Source organism: Synechococcus sp. PCC 6312 (assembly GCF_000316685.1).
Classification (GTDB): Bacteria; Cyanobacteriota; Cyanobacteriia; order Thermosynechococcales; family Thermosynechococcaceae; genus Pseudocalidococcus.
In genome coordinates this window covers 1-23,223 of sequence record NC_019681.1, presented here as the reverse complement: position 1 = coordinate 23,223, position 23,223 = coordinate 1, and the positions used below count along the sequence as shown (strand labels likewise).

34 protein-coding genes are annotated in these 23,223 nt (G+C 46.6%); 18 read left to right on the top strand and 16 right to left on the bottom strand.

Annotated features, from left to right (window positions below; translation table 11 throughout):
* Window positions 1-10 precede the first annotated feature (10 nt).
* Together SYN6312_RS19580 and SYN6312_RS18050 are read left to right on the top strand one after the other, a co-directional pair.
* Window positions 11-346: a hypothetical protein gene (locus SYN6312_RS19580; RefSeq protein ID WP_015126342.1), complete on the top strand. Its 336-nt coding sequence runs from the start codon at window positions 11-13 to the stop codon at window positions 344-346.
* The gene (locus SYN6312_RS18050; protein WP_015126341.1) at window positions 315-581 is read left to right on the top strand and encodes a hypothetical protein; all 267 of its coding nucleotides are present in this window, start codon (window positions 315-317) and stop codon (window positions 579-581) included. Before SYN6312_RS19580 ends, SYN6312_RS18050 begins: the two co-directional genes overlap by 32 nt.
* Here SYN6312_RS18050 and SYN6312_RS18045 read toward each other — a convergent pair whose 3' ends face one another.
* Together SYN6312_RS18045 and SYN6312_RS18040 are read right to left on the bottom strand one after the other, a co-directional pair.
* Window positions 582-1,958 carry a DEAD/DEAH box helicase gene (locus SYN6312_RS18045; RefSeq protein WP_015126340.1) on the bottom strand — a complete coding sequence of 459 codons (1,377 nt, stop codon included), beginning with the start codon at window positions 1,956-1,958 and terminating at the stop codon, window positions 582-584.
* A complete protein-coding gene (locus SYN6312_RS18040) occupies window positions 1,958-5,017 on the bottom strand; it encodes a hypothetical protein (RefSeq protein ID WP_156805109.1) in 3,060 nt (1,019 codons plus the stop codon). Before SYN6312_RS18040 ends, SYN6312_RS18045 begins: the two co-directional genes overlap by 1 nt.
* Window positions 5,018-5,089: 72 nt before the next feature.
* Here SYN6312_RS18040 and SYN6312_RS20815 point away from each other — a divergent pair, with 72 nt between their 5' ends.
* Entirely contained in the window at window positions 5,090-5,215 is a 126-nt protein-coding gene (locus SYN6312_RS20815) for a hypothetical protein (RefSeq protein ID WP_256377515.1), read from the top strand.
* 347 nt (window positions 5,216-5,562) lie between these two features.
* Here SYN6312_RS20815 and SYN6312_RS18035 read toward each other — a convergent pair whose 3' ends face one another.
* The 3 genes from SYN6312_RS18035 to SYN6312_RS18025 all read right to left on the bottom strand — a co-directional run bounded on the left by SYN6312_RS18035 (window position 5,563) and on the right by SYN6312_RS18025 (window position 7,557).
* On the bottom strand, window positions 5,563-6,354 hold the full coding sequence (locus SYN6312_RS18035) for a hypothetical protein (protein ID WP_015126338.1): 792 nt from the start codon (window positions 6,352-6,354) through the stop codon (window positions 5,563-5,565).
* Between the two features lie 94 nt (window positions 6,355-6,448).
* Window positions 6,449-7,198: a DUF559 domain-containing protein gene (locus SYN6312_RS18030; RefSeq protein ID WP_015126337.1), complete on the bottom strand. Its 750-nt coding sequence runs from the start codon at window positions 7,196-7,198 to the stop codon at window positions 6,449-6,451.
* Between the two features lie 2 nt (window positions 7,199-7,200).
* Window positions 7,201-7,557: a hypothetical protein gene (locus tag SYN6312_RS18025; protein WP_015126336.1), complete on the bottom strand. Its 357-nt coding sequence runs from the start codon at window positions 7,555-7,557 to the stop codon at window positions 7,201-7,203.
* A gap of 210 nt (window positions 7,558-7,767) precedes the next feature.
* Between SYN6312_RS18025 and SYN6312_RS18020 the strand changes: the two genes are divergently transcribed.
* The 3 genes from SYN6312_RS18020 to SYN6312_RS19575 all read left to right on the top strand — a co-directional run bounded on the left by SYN6312_RS18020 (window position 7,768) and on the right by SYN6312_RS19575 (window position 9,223).
* Window positions 7,768-8,187, top strand: coding sequence for a hypothetical protein (locus SYN6312_RS18020; RefSeq protein WP_015126335.1), 420 nt, complete (start codon window positions 7,768-7,770; stop codon window positions 8,185-8,187).
* 80 nt (window positions 8,188-8,267) lie between these two features.
* Window positions 8,268-8,438: a hypothetical protein gene (locus tag SYN6312_RS20035; protein WP_015126334.1), complete on the top strand. Its 171-nt coding sequence runs from the start codon at window positions 8,268-8,270 to the stop codon at window positions 8,436-8,438.
* A 53-nt stretch (window positions 8,439-8,491) separates the two neighbouring features.
* On the top strand, window positions 8,492-9,223 hold the full coding sequence (locus SYN6312_RS19575; RefSeq protein WP_015126333.1) for a hypothetical protein: 732 nt from the start codon (window positions 8,492-8,494) through the stop codon (window positions 9,221-9,223).
* Between the two features lie 17 nt (window positions 9,224-9,240).
* Here SYN6312_RS19575 and SYN6312_RS18010 read toward each other — a convergent pair whose 3' ends face one another.
* Both SYN6312_RS18010 and SYN6312_RS18005 read right to left on the bottom strand, forming a co-directional pair.
* Complete coding sequence (locus SYN6312_RS18010; RefSeq protein WP_015126332.1) at window positions 9,241-9,711, bottom strand: DUF29 domain-containing protein; 471 nt, start codon at window positions 9,709-9,711, stop codon at window positions 9,241-9,243.
* A 4-nt stretch (window positions 9,712-9,715) separates the two neighbouring features.
* A complete protein-coding gene (locus SYN6312_RS18005) occupies window positions 9,716-9,946 on the bottom strand; it encodes a hypothetical protein (RefSeq protein WP_015126331.1) in 231 nt (76 codons plus the stop codon).
* A gap of 286 nt (window positions 9,947-10,232) precedes the next feature.
* On the opposite strand from SYN6312_RS18005, the gene SYN6312_RS18000 reads away from it, so the two are divergent.
* The 5 genes from SYN6312_RS18000 (at window position 10,233) to SYN6312_RS17980 (ending at window position 13,838) form a co-directional block, all read left to right on the top strand.
* Window positions 10,233-10,751 (top strand): hypothetical protein, encoded by a 519-nt coding sequence (locus SYN6312_RS18000; RefSeq protein WP_015126330.1) that lies wholly within the window; start codon window positions 10,233-10,235, stop codon window positions 10,749-10,751.
* Window positions 10,752-10,814: 63 nt separating this feature from the next.
* A complete protein-coding gene (locus SYN6312_RS17995) occupies window positions 10,815-11,018 on the top strand; it encodes a hypothetical protein (protein ID WP_015126329.1) in 204 nt (67 codons plus the stop codon).
* A gap of 96 nt (window positions 11,019-11,114) precedes the next feature.
* Window positions 11,115-13,409, top strand: coding sequence for a hypothetical protein (locus SYN6312_RS17990; RefSeq protein WP_015126328.1), 2,295 nt, complete (start codon window positions 11,115-11,117; stop codon window positions 13,407-13,409).
* A gap of 1 nt (window position 13,410) precedes the next feature.
* Window positions 13,411-13,632, top strand: coding sequence for a hypothetical protein (locus SYN6312_RS17985; protein ID WP_015126327.1), 222 nt, complete (start codon window positions 13,411-13,413; stop codon window positions 13,630-13,632).
* 8 nt (window positions 13,633-13,640) lie between these two features.
* Complete coding sequence (locus tag SYN6312_RS17980; RefSeq protein WP_156805107.1) at window positions 13,641-13,838, top strand: hypothetical protein; 198 nt, start codon at window positions 13,641-13,643, stop codon at window positions 13,836-13,838.
* Window positions 13,839-13,867: 29 nt separating this feature from the next.
* Here the strand turns inward: SYN6312_RS17980 and SYN6312_RS19570 are convergent, their stop codons facing one another.
* Window positions 13,868-14,302: a hypothetical protein gene (locus SYN6312_RS19570; RefSeq protein ID WP_015126326.1), complete on the bottom strand. Its 435-nt coding sequence runs from the start codon at window positions 14,300-14,302 to the stop codon at window positions 13,868-13,870.
* Between the two features lie 362 nt (window positions 14,303-14,664).
* Here SYN6312_RS19570 and SYN6312_RS17975 point away from each other — a divergent pair, with 362 nt between their 5' ends.
* On the top strand, window positions 14,665-15,165 hold the full coding sequence (locus SYN6312_RS17975) for a hypothetical protein (RefSeq protein WP_015126325.1): 501 nt from the start codon (window positions 14,665-14,667) through the stop codon (window positions 15,163-15,165).
* A 94-nt stretch (window positions 15,166-15,259) separates the two neighbouring features.
* Here the strand turns inward: SYN6312_RS17975 and SYN6312_RS17970 are convergent, their stop codons facing one another.
* From SYN6312_RS17970 to SYN6312_RS20030, 3 genes are read right to left on the bottom strand one after another with little or no spacing between them, the layout of a single operon-like run.
* Window positions 15,260-15,667: a hypothetical protein gene (locus SYN6312_RS17970; RefSeq protein WP_015126324.1), complete on the bottom strand. Its 408-nt coding sequence runs from the start codon at window positions 15,665-15,667 to the stop codon at window positions 15,260-15,262.
* A 12-nt stretch (window positions 15,668-15,679) separates the two neighbouring features.
* The gene (locus SYN6312_RS17965; RefSeq protein WP_015126323.1) at window positions 15,680-16,246 is read right to left on the bottom strand and encodes a site-specific integrase; all 567 of its coding nucleotides are present in this window, start codon (window positions 16,244-16,246) and stop codon (window positions 15,680-15,682) included.
* Window positions 16,247-16,285: 39 nt separating this feature from the next.
* The gene (locus SYN6312_RS20030; protein WP_041431908.1) at window positions 16,286-16,489 is read right to left on the bottom strand and encodes a hypothetical protein; all 204 of its coding nucleotides are present in this window, start codon (window positions 16,487-16,489) and stop codon (window positions 16,286-16,288) included.
* Between SYN6312_RS20030 and SYN6312_RS17955 the strand changes: the two genes are divergently transcribed.
* The 4 genes from SYN6312_RS17955 (at window position 16,488) to SYN6312_RS17940 (ending at window position 19,691) form a co-directional block, all read left to right on the top strand.
* Entirely contained in the window at window positions 16,488-16,862 is a 375-nt protein-coding gene (locus SYN6312_RS17955; protein WP_041431906.1) for a hypothetical protein, read from the top strand. The two genes, SYN6312_RS20030 and SYN6312_RS17955, sit on opposite strands and share 2 nt — an antisense overlap.
* Before the next feature lie 59 nt (window positions 16,863-16,921).
* Window positions 16,922-17,464, top strand: coding sequence for a hypothetical protein (locus tag SYN6312_RS17950; RefSeq protein WP_015126321.1), 543 nt, complete (start codon window positions 16,922-16,924; stop codon window positions 17,462-17,464).
* Window positions 17,465-17,547: 83 nt separating this feature from the next.
* The gene (locus SYN6312_RS17945) at window positions 17,548-17,778 is read left to right on the top strand and encodes a YgiT-type zinc finger protein (RefSeq protein ID WP_015126320.1); all 231 of its coding nucleotides are present in this window, start codon (window positions 17,548-17,550) and stop codon (window positions 17,776-17,778) included.
* Window positions 17,779-17,906: 128 nt separating this feature from the next.
* Window positions 17,907-19,691: a hypothetical protein gene (locus SYN6312_RS17940; RefSeq protein WP_015126319.1), complete on the top strand. Its 1,785-nt coding sequence runs from the start codon at window positions 17,907-17,909 to the stop codon at window positions 19,689-19,691.
* A gap of 327 nt (window positions 19,692-20,018) precedes the next feature.
* Here the strand turns inward: SYN6312_RS17940 and SYN6312_RS17935 are convergent, their stop codons facing one another.
* Window positions 20,019-20,276: a hypothetical protein gene (locus SYN6312_RS17935; protein WP_015126317.1), complete on the bottom strand. Its 258-nt coding sequence runs from the start codon at window positions 20,274-20,276 to the stop codon at window positions 20,019-20,021.
* A gap of 112 nt (window positions 20,277-20,388) precedes the next feature.
* Between SYN6312_RS17935 and SYN6312_RS17930 the strand changes: the two genes are divergently transcribed.
* On the top strand, window positions 20,389-20,667 hold the full coding sequence (locus SYN6312_RS17930; RefSeq protein WP_015126316.1) for a BrnT family toxin: 279 nt from the start codon (window positions 20,389-20,391) through the stop codon (window positions 20,665-20,667).
* A gap of 49 nt (window positions 20,668-20,716) precedes the next feature.
* Window positions 20,717-20,842, top strand: a complete 126-nt coding sequence (locus SYN6312_RS20810; RefSeq protein WP_015126315.1) for a hypothetical protein — start codon at window positions 20,717-20,719, stop codon at window positions 20,840-20,842.
* Window positions 20,843-21,114: 272 nt separating this feature from the next.
* On the opposite strand, the gene SYN6312_RS19250 is transcribed toward SYN6312_RS20810, so the two are convergent.
* The 4 genes from SYN6312_RS19250 to SYN6312_RS17915 form a co-directional block, all read right to left on the bottom strand.
* Window positions 21,115-21,465, bottom strand: a complete 351-nt coding sequence (locus SYN6312_RS19250) for a DUF6464 family protein (protein WP_015126314.1) — start codon at window positions 21,463-21,465, stop codon at window positions 21,115-21,117.
* 22 nt (window positions 21,466-21,487) lie between these two features.
* Complete coding sequence (locus SYN6312_RS17925) at window positions 21,488-21,943, bottom strand: DUF6429 family protein (protein ID WP_015126313.1); 456 nt, start codon at window positions 21,941-21,943, stop codon at window positions 21,488-21,490.
* A 51-nt stretch (window positions 21,944-21,994) separates the two neighbouring features.
* The gene (locus SYN6312_RS17920; protein ID WP_015126312.1) at window positions 21,995-22,564 is read right to left on the bottom strand and encodes a hypothetical protein; all 570 of its coding nucleotides are present in this window, start codon (window positions 22,562-22,564) and stop codon (window positions 21,995-21,997) included.
* 151 nt (window positions 22,565-22,715) lie between these two features.
* The gene (locus SYN6312_RS17915) at window positions 22,716-23,156 is read right to left on the bottom strand and encodes a hypothetical protein (RefSeq protein WP_015126311.1); all 441 of its coding nucleotides are present in this window, start codon (window positions 23,154-23,156) and stop codon (window positions 22,716-22,718) included.
* Window positions 23,157-23,223 lie beyond the last annotated feature (67 nt).

The following is a 23,223-nucleotide window of genomic DNA, read 5'->3' as shown; positions in this document are numbered from 1 at the left end:
GATTAGCGGCATGGACGGACTAGACAAGCACTTTATCCAACGACTATCCCATGACAGTAGATTACGGTATCGCCTGAAGTCACGGCCAACGGAACGGCCCAGCTACGCCATCATGCTGGAGTGCGAATTTGATGGGGTTTGGCAGCAAGTAGTCCGGGCCGATGATTGGGATGGTGGTCCACATTTGGATATTCACTCTCCTAATGAAGCATCCCCTCGTAAAGAATGGTTATATGATTCAGGTGACAATAAATTAAACTGTAAGCAAGCAAAACAGTGGATGTTAGAAAACTGGGAACTCCAAAGGAATCGGTATGACCGTGAGCGTAACCACCCCCTTAACTGAACAAGAAACTCGCAGATTGGTTAGCTCTAATATCAATGCCGGATTTGACTTTTTAGAATTTTTACTCGACCATCCCGAAGAAATTGAGAAGATTCCTGATGGTTCTACTGTAATTATCCCTACAGGGGATGCTTGGGTAGATGAACAAAACAAAGTTTTAGCAGAACAGGCCCAGGCCAATGGTGAAACGGTCTATCGTGTCCCGGCTTTGCATCTGGCGAATTTCCCCAGATAGTTAACTGGCCTGGGCTTGCTGTAACTCTTGCCACTTATGCCAGGCCCAGCCCGGACTATACCCAAGATGCCGAGCTAAGAGTTTCAATTCCTCCAGTCCGGGGTTCATCTCCAAAAACTTGTAGGCCACCCACGCCGCTTTATAGCCTCGGCTTTTCTGAATGGCAAACAGGTCTTGAAGTCTGGCTATCAGTGACGGATTTACTGCACCCCGTTTAATCTCGGTCAAGGTTGCCTCACGATGATGGACAATCTCTCGCACCTCTCGGACTTCACCCGATGCAATCCGTTCTAACTTGCGGGCTTGACGCTTCACGGCTCCATCAAGTGACCATTGCCGTTCTTCATCGGGCAGGCCATGGGTAATCCAGTTTTTTGTATGGTCAAGGATGATTGCATAGTCTTTACCGGAAGCAGTCCGTAATGCCCGGCCGATCTGTTGAAGATAGAGACTAACGGATTTAGTGGGGCGCAGAATCTGAACTGCCTCAATGCCCGGAATATCCAGGCCCTCGCTAATAATGCCGCAGTTGGTCAATACCGTAATCTCGCCATTGGCAAAGGCTTGGAGAGTGGCCCGTCGTTCCTGAGTGGGTGTTGTTCCATCCAAATGGGCTGCTACGATGCCTTGCTGTTGATAGATGGCACAAATGGCCTGGCTATGCTCTACATTCACGCAAAAACAAACGGTGCGCTTACCTGGGGCATAGTCTGACCAGGCCGAGTAAATTTCACCGAGAATATCGGCACTCATCGCCGCCCGTGAGAGTTGACCCAGTTGAAAGTCACCGCCTTTTGACCGGACACCACTGGTATCAATCTGGTTATGGGCCGCAAATAGTTTGTACTCACTAAGATAGCCATCATCAATGAGACTACGGACTGATGGGCCTGGGATGAGAACATCAAAAACACGGTCTAACCCTTTCCCGTCAAGCCGTTGCGGTGTCGCTGTCACGCCTAAATGATAGGCATCCGGCCAGCGTTCATAGGCACTTAGATAGGTTTGGCTCGTAGCATGATGACATTCATCCGTCCATATCAGCTTTGGATTGATGGCGAGTTGCCGCCGCCCCAAACTTTGAACCGAAGCAACCTGAACCGGAGCAAGTGGTGTTTCAGCATAACCCGCTTTCACCAGGCCAACCTCAACACCACAAACCTCATGTAATTTAGCCGCAGCCTGGAGTAAAAGTTCTTCACGGTGAACCAAGGCAAGAACTTGGCAATCAGACCGAATAAACTCATTTGCGATGGTTGAGGCTAAAAGTGTTTTTCCGCCGCCAGTGGGAAGTTGCAGTAACGGTGATTTGTAGCCATTCCGCCAGGCCTGGAAGCATTGTTGTACCAACTTGATTTGGTAATCTCGCAACTTCATCACCGCGTACCTCCAAGCAGAAGTGCTGCAACAATTTCTTTTTGGGCGAAGTAAGTCAACTGCTCAAAAACCAATCCCCATTTAGGGGGGGCAAGCCATCGGTTTTTGGAGAGAAATATCTCTTTGAGTGTCTCCAAGAGGGAATGAGGGGCCGTTTTCGCTACTTGTTCAAGAACTTGGGCCGTGGCCTGAGCAATGTCTTTTTCCTCTTCAGAAGGGCCCAAACTGCTATTAGGGCCACTAATAGCAGTTTGGGCCATTTTCCAGAGAATATTAAGGGAGCTGCGGGGTATATTGGTGATTCGCTGGACGGCGCGCTGCGTAATTCTTTGGCCGTTTTCTTTGAGTTGCTCAATGGCCGCATTGATTGCAGCTAGAAATTTCTCGGTTTTGGTTCCCGCATCTGGGCAAACATCCCAGGCCCGCTTAACTTCAACGGGAATGGCCAAATCGAAATCGGAGATGATCACAATTTCTAGGTGTTCGTTGGGCCGCCGATTAGCCCTCAATCGTCCAAGGGCTTGAATGTAATCGGCTCGGATTTGGCGGTTCACAAAATCTTTGAACTCATCAGATTCAATATCACAGTGGCCGGTCATGACCTTAAATTCGGCCGCCAAATCATTGAGGTTCCGGCAGGGGGGGCCGACCAGAACTAAAGTTTTAACATTTAGAAAATCATTACTGCCTCTGGAATCCCGCCACCAGGCCCCGTCACCCTCCCCAGAGAATTTCTTAAAGTCAATCAATTTGGTCGTTGCGTCTTGGGCCCGATAGTGGGAAATCAGGGCCGCTAATCGCCGCATTTGCTCCTGGCCCCGTTGCATCCCCATTCGCCCGAGGTCAGCGATTTGGGTGATTTTTAGATTAGGAGTCGGTTTCGGGGCCTGGCGAATCACATAAATCTCATCTGGAGAAATACCCAGTTTCAAGGCCAAATCTTCACGGGTGAGAGTAGCATCAAGGAAAATTGTGGACTGGGCTGTTTGCACCACCTGGCGGTGACGGTCATCTAATGTTGAAATTGTTAAGATTTTCCGGTTGATTGAAAATGCTCCAAGCTCACACCCCACAAGGATTCTGAGGAATTGGGAAAGCCATTGTTTGATCACGCATTTGTCAATCTGATCCGCACCAACCGAATCTTTTGGTGTGAATTTTTTGCGTAGGAATTGGGGAAGATCGGAAATTTCCACCCCCTCAGCGATTTCATTTAAAAATCTCAAATCAGGGGCTAATACTTGCTCCAGCTTTTCGATCAGGCCTGGGGTGATCTCAATATTCTCAAATAGTTTGCGAACTTCCGCGTCTTCAAGTCCAAAATATCCAGTTTTTTGATTGCCAGATAAATAGCTGCCCAAAATGGATAAAATTGGTTGGATTTTCATCAAAATTTCAGGATGATCAATCAACTCCATTAAAATTGCTTTTACATCATTTTCATCAACTTTAATATCATTTTTGATCGTGAATGATTCTCCGGGTTCGTCCCAAATCAAAACCGATTTAGGAAAATCGTAATCCATTGGATTAGGGAGACCGTCAGGATGCGCTCTTAACCGTTTCCGGGCAAGCGTTACACGCCTTTGATGAAGATATCCAAAGTTTGGCCCCTCTGCGTTGCGACAGGCCCCAGATAAAGGGCAACTGCCACAAATTAGAGCGGCCGTATCTGCTCCATCTACATTTTTAGAACGTAGGGAACTAATTAGTTCAGTTCGATTGCAGTTGGCCGGAATGTTGGGAATTTCACCATCTTTAGCTCGCCGCAACCGCTTATCATTATTGGGTGTTTTTTCCCAAATTAAACCATTGTGCCGCGCTTCTAAATCGGCCCAATTTTCAAGGGTTTCGGTTGTTACGTTTCGATGTTGATTTGAAATATAAAATAATTGGTTCGCATCAAAATCATCAGGATGGCATTGTCCGGCTGTATGAGATTTACTGGTTCCAGTGCCGGAAACATCCAAGATATATTTGTAATCAGACTTCACCGCTTGTTGCCAGGCCTGGGGCCGTTGGCCTTCTTGATATTCCAAATCAAAATCAGGGGCCGGTGGATCTCCTAATTTTTGTTTTAGGGACTGGGCCTGTTGCTTGCGTGATAATTTTGTCTCAAGTTTTTTGACAATGGCCTGGAGCCAGTTTTCACCAGAACGCTTGCGGGATAGGGCTTTGAACTGCTCCCAAGTCAGATATTCGATGGTGGTTTCAGTCCGGATCTCATCAATATCCCCATCACCCTTGGTAACCTGTCCCCACCAGGCCAAATTGAAATTGTAATTGCGGCACTGCTCTTTAGCATCCCTGTAGTTTTTGAGAAGATTATTATTCCAAAGAGATCCACTGTCAGGGCAGAGTGTAATGCCTTCAACTTCAAATTCAGTTAATACCTCTCGTAGTCCTTTAAAAAGACCACTAGAGGCTGTCCCGATCACCACCACATTCGTTTCGCCCCGTTCAAACCAATATTGAAGGGCAGTCAGTAGTGACTTAAGAAATCCCTCGGTCAAGATTATTTTGACTGGGCCGCTGTGATCTGGATGTCGCCAAATTGCTAAGGGTAGATTTCCATTGGAGAGCTGCGGGCCTGGGCCACCTTTAGAGGCTGAACTGAGCCATTTATATTTGCCATAGCTCTTGTTGTCTGGAGAGATCTGGTAGCCAGAAATATGTCCGTTTGGAGATAGGGCTGCAATCGCAATGCCATCAGCCCCAAGCGTTTTACCGTTCAGAACCCCAGGCAAGTTGTCGCATGGGAAATTGACCTTTGTTCCTCGATTCCAGGTTTGGAGCCATCCTTGCTTCACTGCAAAATCGAGCATTTCCGGTGTGATCCGGCGTTTTGATAGTTCTTGGTGGTGCCTTTGGGTCAGTTGTCCGTGGCCTGGTAATTTTCGGTAAAGTCGATCCCGTTCCGCCACTGGCATAGCCTCAAGCCGTTGTTGGGCCTGGGCCGCTTCCCGTTCTTGTTTCCGCCGTTCCCAGGCCTCGCGGTCAAAATCACTGGCCTGGCCTGGGGCGTACACGAAAAATAAATTGTTTTTATCGGGCCCCACCAACCTCAATCCGTTCGGGGCCGGGTTTCCAGACCGACAAAAGATTAAATTGTCCTTGGCGCGACAACTTTTATGTTGGCCCCCGCAAATGGGACATTCCCCTTTTCGGAAGTGGATGAACCGTCCCCCAGTCCTGGAGTGGGGCCGATTCGTTATTTCCTTGGAAAAATTCTGAATGTTGAAACCCGTTCCAGGTGAGGATTTACGGGAATTTTCTTGACAGTTGGGGGCCGAAACATCAATAATCATAAGTGCGCGCTCCACCGCGCTCAATTAAAATTTGAAACCTCTTTTGCTCTTGTCCGACCAAAGATTTTGAGCAGAAGGGGTTAAATTTTTAGGGTTTGGTCTGGGGCCTTAATTTCAAATTAATTCACCCAGATCAGTAAAAGCAAATCGAGTCATAACCTATACAGGGTAAGGGTTTTAGCCCCGATTTTGGCAATTTTATGACTTTTTTGATCGGGCAAATTTCCCAAAAAATTTGGCTTTTTGCCAGGCCATTGAAGTCGCATAACCACAATACGGCATAGTGCATTATTCTCTCAAATGGTTTTAGAAGATTTTTGTAACGAAGCATTGGCTAGTTTGGCGATGGTCTTTACCTTTTGCTGCCGCACAACTTGGAACTGCTTGAGTTTCCGGCGCAAGGTGTTATTTCCCCTGCAACGTTTTTGGATACATTGCTCTAGGAACGTCACGAAATGCTGACAGCCTGATCGATTCAGTGCATCTTGGGCGTAGAGGCGTGTATATCGCGCTTTTGCTTGGGCTGATTTGCTGCTAAAACCTTCGAGTGGTTCTTGCCCGAGATTTCCTCGTAGAATTTTGCTTGACTCTTTCAGGTTTAGTCCGGTGATCGCATTGGTGTTCACAACCCTTTTGGTGAGATAGGGTTCAAACTTTTCAATGCACTCCCACTTCAGGATTAGACGTAACATCCCACCCGGACTATCTGGTAAAGGTTCTACTAACCCTGATTCAGTTCCCCATAAGGTATTCTCATCTACCAGGCATAATAGGGTTCCAAATCGGAGTTGTCGGTCTTCCAGGCCTGCTTCGATTTGTTCCCAGCCAAACCAAATGAGGTTATAGAGACTCAAATAGTAATCAAGCTCCTTTTCAATAAGCAGTTGATCTGCAAATTTAGGTTTTGGAGAACCGCTGAAATAGGCTTTTAGTCCTAATCCAATGTCTGTGAAATGCGACCGAATATCATGGTAAACAGCCCACTGTTCTACCGTTTCTACCCTGATTGACCATTGGCGTGGCAGCTTCCCAATGTAAGGAATTGTAATCAATTGAAAATCACCACCATCATTTGGAATGTCGATCATACTTTGCGTTGCCAAGACATTTCCCTCTTATTCTCTCAAAATTAGATTTGAACATTTACCAGGCCCTCACCTGGAATTTTTTTTCTTTCATGGGTCAGAAAGCAATGGCATCTATGATTGCGCCATCTTCTTTTGTCAGTGGACGCTGCACAAACCCTCCAAACAAACTTAAAAACTCAGTAACCACCATTGATGGTGAATTGATGCACTCATTGGCAGTAAAGCGGGTAGTTCGCAGCCCGTTCAAATCAAGTAAGCGATCTCGTGCATAATCCTTGGCTGCATTCTGGTGAAATTCAGAGCCATCAACCTCTAAAATCCGCATCTGCCCCTGGCAGATAACCAAAAAGTCCACCTCTCTTGTTTGAATCTGCCCAGTAGAACCCACAAAATGCCCTCTTGCATTGGCAAAATATGAAACGCCATATTTATCTAACTCCTGAGCTATGGCTAATTCTGCGGGCGATCTGAGGTCTAATCCTTCATATTTATAGTGAGTTTGTTGTGATGTTTCTTGATTACCTCCCCCCCCTGGAACCCTCTGTATGCCTGACTTCCCCTCCAAGGCATCAACATTTTGCTTAAGTATTATTCGGCATTTCTGCTTATCATCATCACTACATTCAGGAGCAATGCTGATTTTGTACCAGAGTTGTTCACCAGGATTTCTCTTTTGATTTCGCTCATCACAGAAAGCTATTACAAACCCCCTGATTTTCCATCCACCGGGATTTTTGGCGTTCGCCTTAAGAAAGTCTGCTGTTAACTTCATTGCCCCATCAAAACCAAAATGTCTGCCAAGGAGCTTAAGCATTTGTCCAGTTTGGCAAATGTAAGATTCCATGTTTAGGCTTCCTTGGGTTTCCTGACCCGCCGCTTAGGTTTCACTTCGGCTGCACCAGGCTTGGTAGTTGTTCCCAAAATAGGATCATCCAGGCCAGGCTTGGCATCCTCCAGACCGGCCTGGGGAGCATTGCCCATAAGTTCACGCTGTGCCGCCTCGATAATGACTCTACGAAGCCATATAGAGCGATTCTTAAGCCGCCGGATTTCAGCATCAATCGGCAATGGCACGGCCACACAAATCGGCTCACCTAGCTTCACAGTAGGCGGAACATCTGGAGCAGGTGGGAATTGCTTTGCTAAAAACTCCGGGGTTTGAACCGGATTAGGATTACCGCCAATACTCCCTTTTCGCTTCATGGTTACATCTCAAGATATAGCCAAGATTATAACGGCATATAGCCGGATATAACGGGATTCATTAACCTATCTTATATACATCCTGTTATAACGGGATACATTCTTATTATTCAATCAATTTTATCCCGTTATAACGGGTTATAATAGAAATAGAGAGAGGCAAGCACCGCCAAGTAACCGCCTCTCACACTCTCTGGGAGCTTTTTAATTATGACCACTCGCAAGGTATCAAATCTCATCTATACCGCGGCTAATGCCGCCCGTATCTTGGGCAAACGGTTTTCTAATCTCGTCATTGAAATCTGGGCCAATGTGGTTTATCTCCACGGTGTTAAATTATCCCGCTTCGTTTCTAAAGCTGCTTTCAAGCAAATGTTTGTAGATTTTCGCAAAGCCGGAGCTAAATCTTTAACCGTTACTCAAAACTTGTTTGTTCCCAATGCCTACAAAGTACGGAATGAAACGAAAGGAACAGCCTACGATGTGGTGATTATTAACCAGAATTTCACCTGTGCTTGTGATGACTACATCGCCCAATATACGGCAATGGGGAAAGGAGTCTGTAAGCATGGCTACGCTGTCTTAAACCATCTCGGCTTTACCTCATTAGCCGACTACATTAATGGCTAAGAATCAATTAGGGGGAGGCTTCTAGTCTCTCTCAACTAACAGTAATTAACGTTAAAATTAGATAGGAATAATGACAAGAAATGACTTACTCTCAATACATCAATAACCTTTGTGAACAACAGGATAATGACCATTCTAAAACTGATTTAGACCGTGAACTGTTTGGCTTTACTGATGTCCATGAACCTGAGTATTGGGATTGTTTAGAATGTGCCGCCCCACCTGAAGTTTTAGAAGATTGCCCACAGTAATTACCAGGCCTGGGGGAGCCTCAATCCCCCGCTTAACCAATGGAGAAATGACAATGAACGCAACCGTAGCCACCGCCCCCATTCAGGCCCGTGTCGCCTATATCGGTGAGCCTAAACCGTCTAAGTATGGGGATAGCCATTATGTCGGTATCCTATTCCGGGATTTAAGCATTGCCGATGACGATAACCCCAATGGCAAAATCTGGAAGAACATCAGTTCTGAGGATTCAAGCCTTTACATGGTCGGGGATATTTGCGAATTGCGCCCCCGGTACGATGACAAAAATAAACTGCATCACGACATCTTCGTGATTCAACAAGTCAACTCACCCACACCCGCTGCCGCCCCCGTAACCGTCAAGAGTGCCGTTGTCTCTACTGCCACTGATGACAAGTTAGAACCGCCATCCAGGCCTGGAGAATGGTCACTGAAACAAATTCAAACCGCTTTGTCTCGCCCCTTGCCTAAGAGTCTTTTAGCCACTAAAAAGCTCAAAGGGAACGACATTCTCTACATCCCTTGGTATGTGGCCAACCGGATTCTTGATAAATACTGCCCCGGCTGGGCCTGGGAAATTACCAAACTTGAGACTACCGCCAAAGCCTTGTTTATGGTCGGCAGCCTCTCCATTCCTTGCAGTGATGGGTTGATTGTTCGCTGCGCTTCTGGCACTGAGTCACTGGATTGTTCAAGCTATGGGGATCCATCATCTAACGCTGAGAGTATGGCATTCCGTAGGGCCTGTGCCAAGTTTGGCCTGGGGTTGTATCTCTACGACAAATAGCCACCTAGGGACTGGGACTACTCAATCACAAAGAAATAGCGCAACGATTCAGGATAATCGCCATCAATCAAGGCCACCACATCATAGGGGCAAGAATCGGGGAACTGGGCCTGGGGCAATCTGGTTTCTGCTGAGGCTTGTTTCACCGCCTGGGCGTACCATTCTGATTCACTAGACCGTAAATAGCCTTTCAAACTGGGTGAGTCTTTGAGTGAGCGTTCAAGCCGACTTAATCCCTCTACAACACTCGATACCCAACTATTGTGATAGTCCGTAGCCTGGGGCTGTGCTTCTAGCTTAAGGAGATGCTTCACCACCCGTATCCATTGGCTACTAAGAGCATGACGCTGAGAAATCCCCAAACTCTCCACCTCCTCAATCAATGCCGCCATATCCAGGCCCGCAAAGTCACCCGCCTTTAATCGCCTAACGGTATCCGCTACCCAATCGGCGTAGTCTGTCTCGTATAAGGTCTGAACCGTTTGCATAGCTCTACTCCTGCTCATCAATTTTCATCAGCAAATCAAATTCTCGCTCTAGGGCTTCGACAATCACCCGCCGCAACCAGGCCCCCCGTTTAGGTATGGCCCGCACTAACCGATACGCCCGAACTGGCAGCCTAACCGCTACTACCTTATCGGCTAATGGCTCAGTCGTATTATCTTGTCGTTTGAACTGTTTGGCTTTAAGGGCTGGTGTCTGAATAGGGTGAGGATTAGGCATTGCTCATTACTCAATAGTTAATCTCAGACTATCACGGTTAACAAGGATTGATTGGATTCAATAGCAGAATGTACTTTTTGGGCAAAAGTCCAATGACTTTAAGGGATTAAATCACCGTTAACGGTGCTATCTTTAAGTCAAGAGGAACAGAACACCGCCTCGATGCCCCCAAAGCTGGTAGCCAGGCCACTTGCGAAAGGCAGTAAAGCATTCTCGATGGGGTTCATCCGCCCCCTTTTCAGGAAATGGATGCCGCTACAGCACAAACATTCAAAGGATTTTAGTCATGAACGCCACACAGAAAGAGTTGGCTATTGCCACGATTGATGTCTTTTTTGACTCTGTTCAATTAGTTGTTTCCTTAGCCCGATTCACCATTGCGTTAGGGACATTAACCCGTGAAGCTGCCCAGGTCAGTTATGAGGCGGGTAAAGCAACTCGTAAAGTCGTGCAGCCTTGGATTGATTGGGTTGCGGAAGAAATTAAAGCCTGTCAGCCCCAAACTGCCGGATTAACTATTCCCGGTTTAGCTGACCCTTGGGAGGGTGAAGTCAACGTTCAATCCCAGTCCACAGCGAATCAAGTCATCTCCTTTCCCCGTTTAGCTCCGGTTTCCATTGCGGGTTATCTCGCCCCAGGCCTGGATGTGATCGAAGCGGATGTGATTTCTACTCCATCCAATCCCCTTGATTCCTATGAAGGGTTAGGGATTCGAGAATTACGTCATCTCGCCAAGTCCAAAGGCATTACTAAGTATTCCCGCAAAGATAAAGCCACTCTCTTAGAGGAGTTGGCCACCATTTAATGCTCCAGGCCTTGGGAGGTGACTAACCAGGCCACTATTCACCACCAACCAAGAGGAAAATCTATGAAAGAAGAACTTGAAAGCATCCAAGGCTCCATTGAGCTATTAGCTTTGGGCTTGCACTTTTACACCACTCTCAATGAACCGGAAGCACCAGGCCCCATCTTGGCGGCTGTTAGCGAATTGGATCGGCTTGCCTATAGATTGAATTGCATGGTCAGGTTTTCTCAACCCACATCAGAACCATCTAGTCAATCTCAAAACTAATGCTGTATCTGGCCTGGGAAGTGACTAACCAGGATTTCTTTAGCTCAAACTAATATTAACTTACACGATAAAATGAAAAGAAAATGAGTAGTTATTATGACTGAAACATTGTATAGAATTGGCTCTGCAATTTATCGGCTTGATACTGATAATTTTGCATTGGATAAGGTTGCTTACCCAGGCCAAATTAAGCGCACCCAACGGCTCAGGAAGGTTGTTTTAGGGAGCCAGGAAACATCAACCTGGTTAGGAAAAACTGTTTACTGCGACTCTGTAATTGAGATTGGCGGTCATTATTACTACTTTGACCCAGGCCAACGAGCATTAGTTAAGGCGGTGTCGTGGGAGGCGGCCCGGCAAAAGATTGATGAAATACGGGATGGGGCTAAACAAGTCCTGAATACTCCTGCGGCCCAATATGGCTTAACCGCAATTAAAGGGGGAGCAACCGGGGCAGCAGCAAGTTGGGCTGAGAGTAGCATTGGGCATTGGATTGGGGATCGATTATCTGAGTTTGCACCACACCACACGGTTACGCCCAAAGCACCAGCCCCACATCAAGCCAAGCCCCAATTTGACTTAACCAATGATGCAATGGCAGCGGTCGGCACTGGCCTGGAAGAAGTACCAGAGCATTTAGTTCATCACATCCACCAAATCCGCAATAACTCCGAAGCAGCGGGCCGCCATGTCTTGCACAACATCGTTTATCAGACCAAGAAAGCTCTGAGAGATGTGCCGATGATTGTGGCTAATGGGTCAACTAATTATGCCAGCCAGGCCATCATTGACCATGCCTTAGCCACTCATTCCCACCTCCCTAATTTGGTACGAATGGGGATTGCAGCGGCGTTAGGTTCTGGACTTCATGCAGCGGCCAAACACGCCTACAAGGTGAAGCAAGGCGAGGCCAGTCAGTGGAAGTTAGAGGACTTTGCCTCAAAAGGGTTTGGGACATTGGCCGGGGAAGGGGTAAAGATGCTGGCACCTGAGCCGTTGAAACCGTTTGTCGGTGGAGCAGTGAATGCAGCAGCGGCAAAATTCTCTCAAGATAATCTCAGTAAATTACGGAAAGATAGCTATCAGTTCTCACCTCAGTCCGATGACGGTTACGAGGCTGCTATCCATGAAATATCCCGCCAGGCCCTGCAGCGGCATGGAGTTTGGATTAACACCAATACACCGCGCACCTGGTCAAAACAACTCCATGCGGAAATGGCTCATCATGCGCTGAATATATTGGATCACACGAAAGAGTTAGGGGTAAATAGGTTTGACCATAATGGGACTCTCCTACAAATTGCGTTTAAGCCGCATCATCAGCCCAGCCATTCCCAGTCCAGCGATCCACATATCCATTTAGGGAATGGAGTCTCTGCATGGTATTCACCGGATAACCACACCATCAATTTGAGTGCAGATGGTCAAACTATCTCTACCCTCCAGGCCTGGCATGACCGCTATGGCTTCCGTCACCCGCTCAGAAAGGTTGTTAATCGCATACCGGCCGGGACAGGCCTCTACCAACAACACATCGCCAAGTATGAAGTTCCTGGGCATTTACTACCACAGCCCAATGATACTTATGGTCAGCAGCTCCATCGAGAAAGGGCTTTATCTGGACATATTGACCAGACTGCAAACCTGATTGCTCGTAAACATGGTGTCATTGTCCCTAGTAGCCAAGAAACACCGGCCTGGTTAACTAAACGGGGTCATGCGGAGTTTATTAACCACATTCATGAAATCTTAGATCGGGCCACTGATCTAGGAGTTAACGGGTTTCATTCCTACCATCAACGGGATAATGACCTAAACAGCCCGACTGGTGGCCAAATTACTCGCCTGACCAGGCCCCGCCCGTTGGTATTTAGCTTCAAACATCATCCCGATTTTGATAAGGCACTGGCCCTCTACGATGAAGAGACTCATCACATCCATATCAACCAGCCCGATGAGTTAGACCGGCCCATCAATCGGTTTGAAGAGTACGAAAAAATCATGTTGGATGACAATTCACGGCGGACTCAACAATCTAGCAATCATCGCTATAATCGCTGGCCGCAGTCTCGTGGCTACTTTGCCCTGCCAGAAGGGAGTGTCGCTCATGAGTTGGGTCATGCCATGCACGTTGTCCATTCCAATGCTACCGGCCGCCAATGGTACAAAGACTCTGGTCCATGGTCTAACTTATACCGCCGTGAACAGTCTCAAGTCCTCAAACAGCTATCGCGCTATGGGGCTAAAAATGCACCGGAACTGGTGGCCGAAGTCTTTAACCGACTCATTCATCATCAGCCTGTCCCCCCGGAAATGTTACAGCTTTACCATGATGTCGGTGGACATCCTCTCCGTACCGAGCGCATCCCTGAACCGGCCTGGAGATATTGAGATGACACGCCCCATAGACCCGTTGTACTTCTTCTTTAACACCCCGGCCGAGAACCGATTACGCTATCTCAACTCCCTTAGCCCCCAGGCCCTAAAACGACTGGCTCGTAGCCTGGATCAAAGAGGCTATGAGATTGGTAATCCTAGAACCGCTAACCGAGATGAGTTAATCGCCCGAATCAACACGGTTCAGGGTCATTTCTTTGCTGACTTTCTACCTTGAATAAGAATGTGAGCTATCCCATCCCCCCAGGCCCACTCCCCCGCCGCTGTCCCGACCCCATCCCCCCCGAACCGTTACAAACTCCGACCAGTGAAGCCAAGAAGCGGGCCTGGTTGGAGCAAAAGACCATCGACGAATTATTCATCATCATGCAGCAGATGCAGCTCTACCACTTTGGCTATGACGATATAGTAGAAAGAATATAAATTTTAGTAATTTCCGGTTGATTCCCATATTAAAACGAGTAATAAATTCTCATGCTGGCTTCAATTTTCTCTCCACTTGCAAAAAGAAAGTCACACTTAACATTATCGGAAGTTTTTTGACAAACTCCTGTACCATTGAAGCTAGTAATAGAAGTATTTTGGCGAAAAGCAACTGCTGTTACAGGATAAACATCATTTCGAGTTAGTTCTTTTGGAATAAGGAACATAATACCCATTGATTCATCTTCATTATCGAAATGAAAGTTATATTCATCTACACTGGAGGTTATAATAAAGTGATTACAAGGAACAACCTGAGGAGACATTTTGAGATAACAATCTCTACCTCCGTATCGAATAGCTGGTTGAGGTGTTCCCCGAACGCGTTGTTGAGCCAGACATATTGATTCTAAAGACAAGAATAAGAAGAAGGGAAGTATTCTAAGACTTGAGAGTAAAGTCATACTCTTATCTTGACAGCGACAGACATAATTCTAATTCAGACACTATTTTATTGCTGCCCATGTCTATAGTGTCAACCTACTGTTTTCTAAATATGCAGCGAACTATCCAAGTCCTAGTAGCTATCCTTTTATTTGAGCTTCCAGGCCAAGACTGCCCCATGGCAAACCGTCACCGCCTATGGAGCCAGTGAACTGGATGCCAGGTTAGCTTTAACGCAACAGATTCAAGGATGGGTTAAGTATTCCCTCCCCCAGTCCCTACTCACTAAAATTAATCAGGCTTTGTGAGCTAGAGAATTTAGTAAAACCAAAGAAGGATTTGTTCTACCAGGGGAATATTAACTATTTCAGGAGTCAGTAGCATGAAGTTGGCACACATAGTAATCAGAGGGACGATAGTACTGACTAGCCTTGTACCTTTGCCGGGGCAGGCAGAAGAAAGAAACCTAATTCGATTTAATCCGAACTATCGGTTTTCAGAGAGATGTATTGCGGCGATTATGCGGGTAGAGGATAACTTAATCAATCGTGCTGCATTGCATAGTAGCCGTGTCAGCATTGAAGACCATCCTCATAAGAGGAGAACATATGGCCTCGACTTTATCGTAGTTGGTACTAGAGGAACTAATGTTATGTCCTCACCAGTCTTAATAAAATCTTTAGCTCAAGATGCATTCTTAAATTGTGAGGACGATAAGGTCAGCAGCATTTCCTTTGGGATGGCATATACAGGCTGGTCACTAATTTTTGGGCGCGTGAACAATACATTTCAGCATTTTAAGTGTGTGGAAGACTTAATTCCTAACCGCCAAGAAATGTTTAACGCAATCATACCTTGGGGCTATCAATATTGCACTCTATAAATACTAAAATCTCTGTGCTAGTAAGTGGTGTAATTCGATTGGGGCATCCAGGCCTGGGAATTGTCAAAATTTTGGACAATCTAAGTCACTCATATCACTGATTCATTGACACCGTTGACGCTTCTGGCTTAGGCATTTTCGCTAATCGGGCCTTTGTCGTGTTGTAAGCCTTATCTACGGCAACTTTGCCCTGCTTCACCTCATCAAATAGGTCGGGGTCATTTTGCTCTAAAAACTTGGCTTGTTTGACAGAGGTAGAACCGACTCCAACTAATTTGGCGGCTTGGTTTGCAGCTTGACGTTCCCAAGGCTTATCCTGAGCAGGTTCTATGGAGGCCGGAATCCCGACATCCAAGATTTCGGGTTTAAGAGCTTCAGACGGTTCCGGCTTAACCTCTCCTGCTTTTTTGGGATGATTTTCACCATAAAGTCTCCCCGCCTCAATTTGCCGTTGTTTAAGTGCCGCCGATGGAGTGGAAACTATCTGGTTAATTTTCCACATAACCAGGCCAAGTTAGAACTGTAGGGCTGAGATAGCCGTTTCCACTTGCCCCGGCCCAACCTCTAAATATCTCTGAAGCACCGCTAGGGAACGGTGGCCACTAATTTCCTGAATCACTCGCAATGGCACACCACTCTCTGATAACCGAGTCAATGCCGTTCTCCTGAAGCTGTGGGTAGAGACTCCCACCAGGCCCGCCCGTTGGATAGCCTCTCTCAAAATGGCATCCGCACTGCAGGGATTGAGAGATCCATGGTGTCGATGACGGCCGGGGAATAGGTAAACGGGGCCTGGGACATAGTTCAACAAATAGGCCTGCAGCTGGGGATGGATCGGGATTTGTCTAGTTGCGACCTTCCCCTTAGTGCTGGCCTTGCGAATCGTTAACGTGGGTAGCAATGCCCCAGGCCTGTGATAAACATCCTCCGTCAGCAATGAACAGGACTCACTAATCCGACAACCTGTGTAGAGACAGACCCCAAAAAGTGCTTTATCCCGCGCCGACTCCAAGGCCAAAAACAACGCTTCAATCTCAGTGGCACTCAATACCTTGGCCTGGCCATGACGGTCTTGTTTCATCGGTATAAAATAGAAGAAAGTTAGATGAACAAAGATATATTAGTTCATGTAACTCAGTCTAGCGTTGATTCTGTCGTGGTAGTTTCGGGAGCCTGGGGCAATTAAGGAGTATTGATAAGCTGGTGCTATCACCCAAAGGTTCAAGATGATACGGAATTGCCCGACTGATAAGGTTTTCTGATGCCAATGGTGGTGAATCACCCAAGGAGAAATGATGTCTGGAAAAAGTGCAACCTCATCCATGTTGCGAGTCCCCAATGAGCTTTTGCCCCAGGTTAAAAAGCTGATCGAAGTATGGCGTGGGCCTGGTAATAGCACTGTATTGATGGGGAATTTGTCCCAGGCCATCGAGGCTACGCAACAGGGTCAGAGATTGGCGCGGGGACTGGAAGGGGATGCACTAAAACTGATTCAAGATTCTTTGCCTGTGCGCGTGGTGCTAGACCATCCGGGTCGGGTCAGTGATGTTTATGAATTGGGTGGGGAAACGGTGCGGGTGCGGTATGGCGAGGTGTTTCAGCTTCCCAGGCCCCAGGTGTCCTTGCTCCAGGCCAAGCTAGAAACATTGAACCGCAATAGTTTTAATAATCCGATTACGTTGCGGGTTTTGGCATAAAGGGGAGCATTAACCCGTCAGTCATGTCATTGATTCATTGAGGTCACTGATTCATTGATATGGATGATGCAACGTTAATCCCAATTTCAACGGTGATGGAGCAGCACAGCTTGAAACGTCCGGCTCTCTATGCGCGGATGAATGGCCTGGGTATCACGCCGACTAAGATTGGCCGCAATGCGTTTGTCACGGAAGCAGAATTTTACCGACTAGAGCAGCTCCATGATTATTTGGGACGGGGCGGGACAATCGCTAACTTCATTTCTGGCACTGACATCACTGAACGAAATGAATCTCCAGGCCTGGTAGTGTCTCCATCCTCAGCGATGACCGTTTCCCCCCAGGCCAGTCTGGAAATGATGGCAGAAATTCTCGACCTGATGCAACAACCGGATCCGGCCCAGTCACTCAGAAGCCGATTAGAAACTTTGGAACAGGCGGCGGTCAATGGCTGGCTCTTACCGAGTCGGGATGTGGCCATGTTGTTGGGCTTAGGGAAGTTGAACTATGGGCCAGAGTTTTCCCGCTATGGCTTTGTCTTTACCCGATTGGAGAAACAAGGGACTGAGTATATTTGGCGGATTAGTAAACTGCGTCAGTGAGATCATTGATTCATTGATATGACTGACGCTATAAGCGTTGTAACGTCACAGCAGTTTATGTTTCTGATCGAGTGAGGCGTTAAATGGAGTGCTTGTACTGTAAAGGACAAATGAAACGAGGAGTCGCTCCATTTAGCATTGATTATCACGGGTGTCATGTGTCCTGGGATGCTATTCCGGCCTGGGTATGCGAACAATGTGGTGAACCTTTGTTTGAAGCAGCCGAAGTAGATAAAATTCAGGCGGCCCTAGCAGCATTAGATACCGTCACTCATGACGTGGAAAACGTACCTCCTAGCCCAATCACAGCTTAAGTGTCAGTGAAGTCAGTGTGTCAATGATATGACTGAAGTATCACTGGTATCATTGAATCATTGACATGACTAACATTTAAATGAATCATCTCTGTTCCATTCCCCAGACCTATTAGAGGAAATTTAATATGGTGCAAGTTCTGGGGCCGTACAATCCAGCGGTCAAGATCAACAACGAGCAAAACAGCAGTATCAGTTTTGCGATTCAGATTTATGACCCGCAAACCAAGTCCCGTATTGACTTTGGCGATGAGTTTAGCGACCTCATTTCCTGGGGAGACCAGCATAGTATTCTGCAACCGTCTGGGGCCTGGACGCTGACGATGCGAACCACGCTCCGCAATGAGGCACTCCTGGAACGGCTCCGACCGGGGCTGATTTTAGAAGCCTATGCCTGTCGAGATGATGATCCACTTCTGGTATTACCGGATCGGCCCATTGTCTCTGACATTAACAATGACTTTGATGTGATTGACGATAACAAAAATGCCCAACGGCAGCAGAAAGAAACCCCAGTTCAGAATGATCCACGGGTCGTAGAAAACAGCTTCAAAATCTCAGACCAGTTCATGACGGGTAAAGGCTATGAAGTCAAGGGTGAGGACTATCTGGAAGCCTCCCCCTACCTCTTAATCCGGGGCATTATCTCAGCCTTTGGCCGAACCACATCGGTCAGTGAAGGGTCTGCCAGTACGGTACTGCAAATTACCGGGGAATCCTACGGTCAGGTCTATCAAAATGCGGTGGTGCTGTTTGATACCTATGCTAGGGTCTCGACTGGACGGGCGATCTCCCTAGAAGCAACTCGATTCCCCAGTAAGCCGTTAGTGAATTACTATATGCTCCTGCGGCACTTCGTTGAGAAATATTGGGATGAACCGACTGGCTGGGTGGCCCGTACCCGAATCCCATTAATGATGCCCTATCAGTTTGCGATTCCCAATCGAAATACTACTGTTTGGGGCGGTGTACGAGCTTTATTTCCCGAAGCGGTGAATGGCCTGGGGCTATCAGTCATTTTTGTAGATCACACTGGGGCGATTGTGAGTGAAAAGCAACCATTCTCCGGTCGTGACCAGGCCCTTGTTGATCCGTACTTTCTGGCCCAGATTGAAGGAGCCAAAGGTCAACCCCAAGGCCAGTTATTTCCTGATGCTGCCATCACAAAGCGGTTGCTGCGGAACTGGGAAGATTTACCCCTGTATGAACTCCCCAGTTGGCAAGTAGTAAACTGGGCTGACCGACTCACCCAGGATCATTTGTCAAACTACGTCAAGGTTGTTTCAACGCCCTACAGCGGTTCTGGGGCCGGGGGTGAACAATCCTCATTACCCGCAACGGCGATCAACGTCACCTCACTCAAAACCTATGGCGGGGTGCGGCCTATCTTTGTTAACTACCCCTTAGAAACTACATTTTATAAACAATCGGCTCCTGACCCCTTTGCTGGCAATGATTCACGGGCGGCATTTGCGGTTTCAATGGCGTTGGAAGTCTTGCGTTGGACTGAATATGCCATTCGCCGGGTTCAGGTACAGGTGCGGGGACAAGCCCATTTCCGACCCCATACTCGGTTACGGCTGTATGAGAATTGGCATGACCCAAGTGCAGAACCGAAGGAATATTATGTGGTCGGTCGCACCCATAGCCTAGATTTTGCCAGAGGCGGTTGGACAACCATTCTTGATTTAATCCAAGACCGCCGTGATAACCTTCCCCTTGGCGTAACGGAAAGCACCTATTGGGTTTTGTCAGGGACTCGGGCTAACGGGACAGGATTTGAAACGATCACAACGGGTCAGCTTAAGTCCTATGTGGAAAGCCGGATTGAGCAACAACAAATTGACCAGCAACCCGCCCGGAATCAAACAGGGGGCATCCCGATCCCTGTACCAACTCCGCAGGCCCGCTAATGATTATCATCCCTCCCCCATCCCCCCAAGCCCATCTGGTCAATTTGCCAGGTACAGCAGAGGTGAATTGTGATCAAAAAGTGAGTACAAAATGGTGACAAAGTGATTACACAATAGGGAAAATGATAGCAAAAACCGGAAAAAAAGTCATGGACAATGATTCAGGCGATTACCGATAACCTAGGCCTGGTAAGCGATAAGAGCATTTCTCAACGTAAGCAGTGAATACAAAGTGGCTACAAAACAGCAACGGCTGAAGGCAAAAATAAATCTGGGTCAGCCTGCATAAACCCTGAAACCCTTTTCTAGTAATGGTTTACACGATTTTTAGGATAAGTCAGATTTGTTTTTCTGTTGCAATACTGTTCCCCGACATTGGTACTGCCAAATTACTCGTTGATTCCGGTCATCCAAGCGGTACATCGGCTCACAGTAAATGCCTCCTGCCATTTGCCCCAGGCCTTGAATCTGCTGCATTAAAGCTAACCTGGCATCCAGTTCAGTAACCCCATAGGCGGTGACTGGTAGAAGGGTTGGGGCCTGGGCCGGGCCTGGGAGGATAAACCATGTGATTAGAGTTCTCACTGTCCAGATTTAACTCGGTGGGATGGGGATGTGGAAAGTTAATCAAATTTGCCCACATCTTGCGACATTGGTTGATTGAGACTCAAATTGTCGAGAATAAAGGTGGTTCCCTATGCCCCCGGTCAAGTTTGAGTGGGATGAAGCCAAAGCCCAGAGCAATTTATTCAAGCATGGACTATCCTTTGAGGATGCCACTGCTGTTTTCTTTCAGGAGGATGCGATTGATGTCTCCGACAACCGATATGGCGAACAACGCTGGCAGCGATTCCTCTACCAAAGTGGGGAGCTTATCTGCATCGTCTGGACATGGCGTGGTGAAGTCGTCCGAATCATTTCTGTCCGTAGAGCGAATCAACGAGAACGGAACAAATTTAGTCAGATTCACGGTTAACCCACACGCCCCAGCACCCAATACATCCGAGTGGGAACGGGTCAAATCTATGACCGAAGAAGAATTACAAGCAGCGATTGACTCCGATCCCGATTGCGCTGAATTGCCCGATGAGGCCTGGGAAACGGCTGAATTTGTCCCGGCATTTACACCCATTGAAACCTTGAAACGCTAACACGAATAGTGGATCAAACAGACTGACTGTAAATCCGTTGGCATTTTCCCGCTATCTAATCCCCCAAACCATTGTCCTGTCTGCCTTCCCAATACCTCAAAGGGTTTTAGATACTCCGGTTTGTGGCCTGGTTTTGCACAAATTGACATATCTTGACCTATGAATATGTCGTGATATGTCATAAAAATTGGTCACACTGGGGTCACAGGTTACAAGGGGCATAGTCCAGAGATAGCTAGTCATCCGGCGAATTTACCCAGATAGACCATCAGCTAAATACTGTCATCCATCCACCCACACACTGAGCAATCCCAATGCACGATGGCTGAATAATCCCTATCGCCGTAGGTATGTCCACATCTCGGGCAACATCCCGTAAAGATTGGGTGGTTCTCCAGTAAAGAAAGTTGTTGGTTGACTGAAATACGGCGACTCAATACTAATTCACCGTTGTAATAGGCAGCTCCTTCAGGTTGCCATTGCTCCCTGTCATGGCCGGGTTCTGGGGCATAGTCAGGGCATTGCTTCTCACCAGGCCCCGTTGGATGAATGGCACAGATTAGGTAATTACTGTGGGCATTCATCTGACAGGACTGACACTGGAAGAGTTTAGGAGAAGTCATGAGCATTGCTAAAATTAAAATCTCAATTTTTTATCTCATCATTATCAGAGTCAATATCATATTCCTCAGGTACTAAATCAATATGGGTTTTGTGATTGATATAGTCTTCATGGTGCTCCCTAGCTAACAACGCTTCTTCTGCGCCAGTTAAATTAATTTCCTTGAGTATTTCACGAGCGCGTTTCATTCCATTTTTATTAAGTTGAATGTAAGAACGCGGCTTTCTTCCTCCCTTTTGAGGTTGCTCTAAGAATCCTTCTTCTTCTAATTGATCTAAAATTTCAAAATCTAGTCCAATCCAGGAATTTAGATGGACAAAGGTTTCCTTTGAATGCCAATTACTACTATTAGGACTTTCTGGATAAGGGGTCGCAAGATATTCATTATGTTCGTCTCCTCCACTGATATACAGCAGAATAAGATAGAGCGATTGCAGAAGCCTTTCTTCTTCAGAGATCGAGGATTTATCTTGTGGCATTTTTATTTTTAAGTCTTGAAAACCATCAGAACAGTTGACCAATAAGACTAATTAGTTACCAGCAATCTCAATGATGACATATGGACAGGCTGTGTAACTTCTTGCTGCATCCACATGCCACATAATTCTAGATAAACATATGACGGGTATGCTTATGTTAAGCTTCAGTGCGGATGAGGCTCCAAAAAGCTCTCTGAAACCTGCTGCCAGATACTCACGATCTGATAGAAAAGCCGTTCTTTTTTCATTATGGTTTAGTTGAAGGAACTCAAAACCAGGGTTTTGACTTCCAGATTGTTTCCATTCACCTATTGTTAAGGAACCTTGTATCCAAGCGATTGATGTTCCCATGTTATTTTTAAATTCATTTTCCTTAAATTGCTCATAATTCTTGAATAAGATTTCCCATATCTCCTTTAACATCCCCCGAGAAGTTAACTTATATGATCGAGATTCTTGGGTAGTGAATCCAGCATTCATAAATAATGCATTAATTCCAGCATTTTTCCCTTCTTGCCTTGTAACGCTTTCATCTGGATTTTCACCCGTTATCTCTTCATATTTTCTAGAGATGAATTCTAAGTCCAAATAAATCAATTTATCTAAATTGATTTTGTTCATAACTATTCCACCCAGCAAATGGCTCAAATCAGTGTTGGATGAAACTATACATCAATTAGAACCCCTGGTAATTTCATCTGGATGTTTTCCCACTTCCAGGCCTGGTTAAGTATATGGGGGAGCATCCAGATGTGAGCTTGCCTCCCAAAGTTCAGGAATTGTTTTTTTGATGATAAGACAAAACCATATTGCCCAAAGACTCATATTTTTGCCGATCTATTGAAATTCCATAACCGACCATGACACCGATATTTGATTGAATCTGCTCCAATGTTGGAACAGGAACAGTCTTAGATATTTTGTGAACAATATCATCTTCGGATTCTAAATTTAATGCCTGTACTTTTATCCAAGCATCTAGCCAAAAGGAGACAACATAATTCTTCTTGAGTGATTCCTCTCTAATTGATCCGAGATAGGCAATGGTACGATGTCGAGAACTTCCATCAACTCTGTAGCTCTCGACTAAGCGCGCAATCAATACCGGGCTTTCCTCGCGGAATTTACCCCATCGTGTTTTACCCCGTTTCCGTTTTTCCCAGCGTACAAACATAACTCTATTGTAGTGCCCACAAATGCGTAATTTTGACATAAATGTGGGCACTACAAATTAAACTTGAGCTATTCCATATTTTTTAGGGCTGGAAAAATCACAGTAG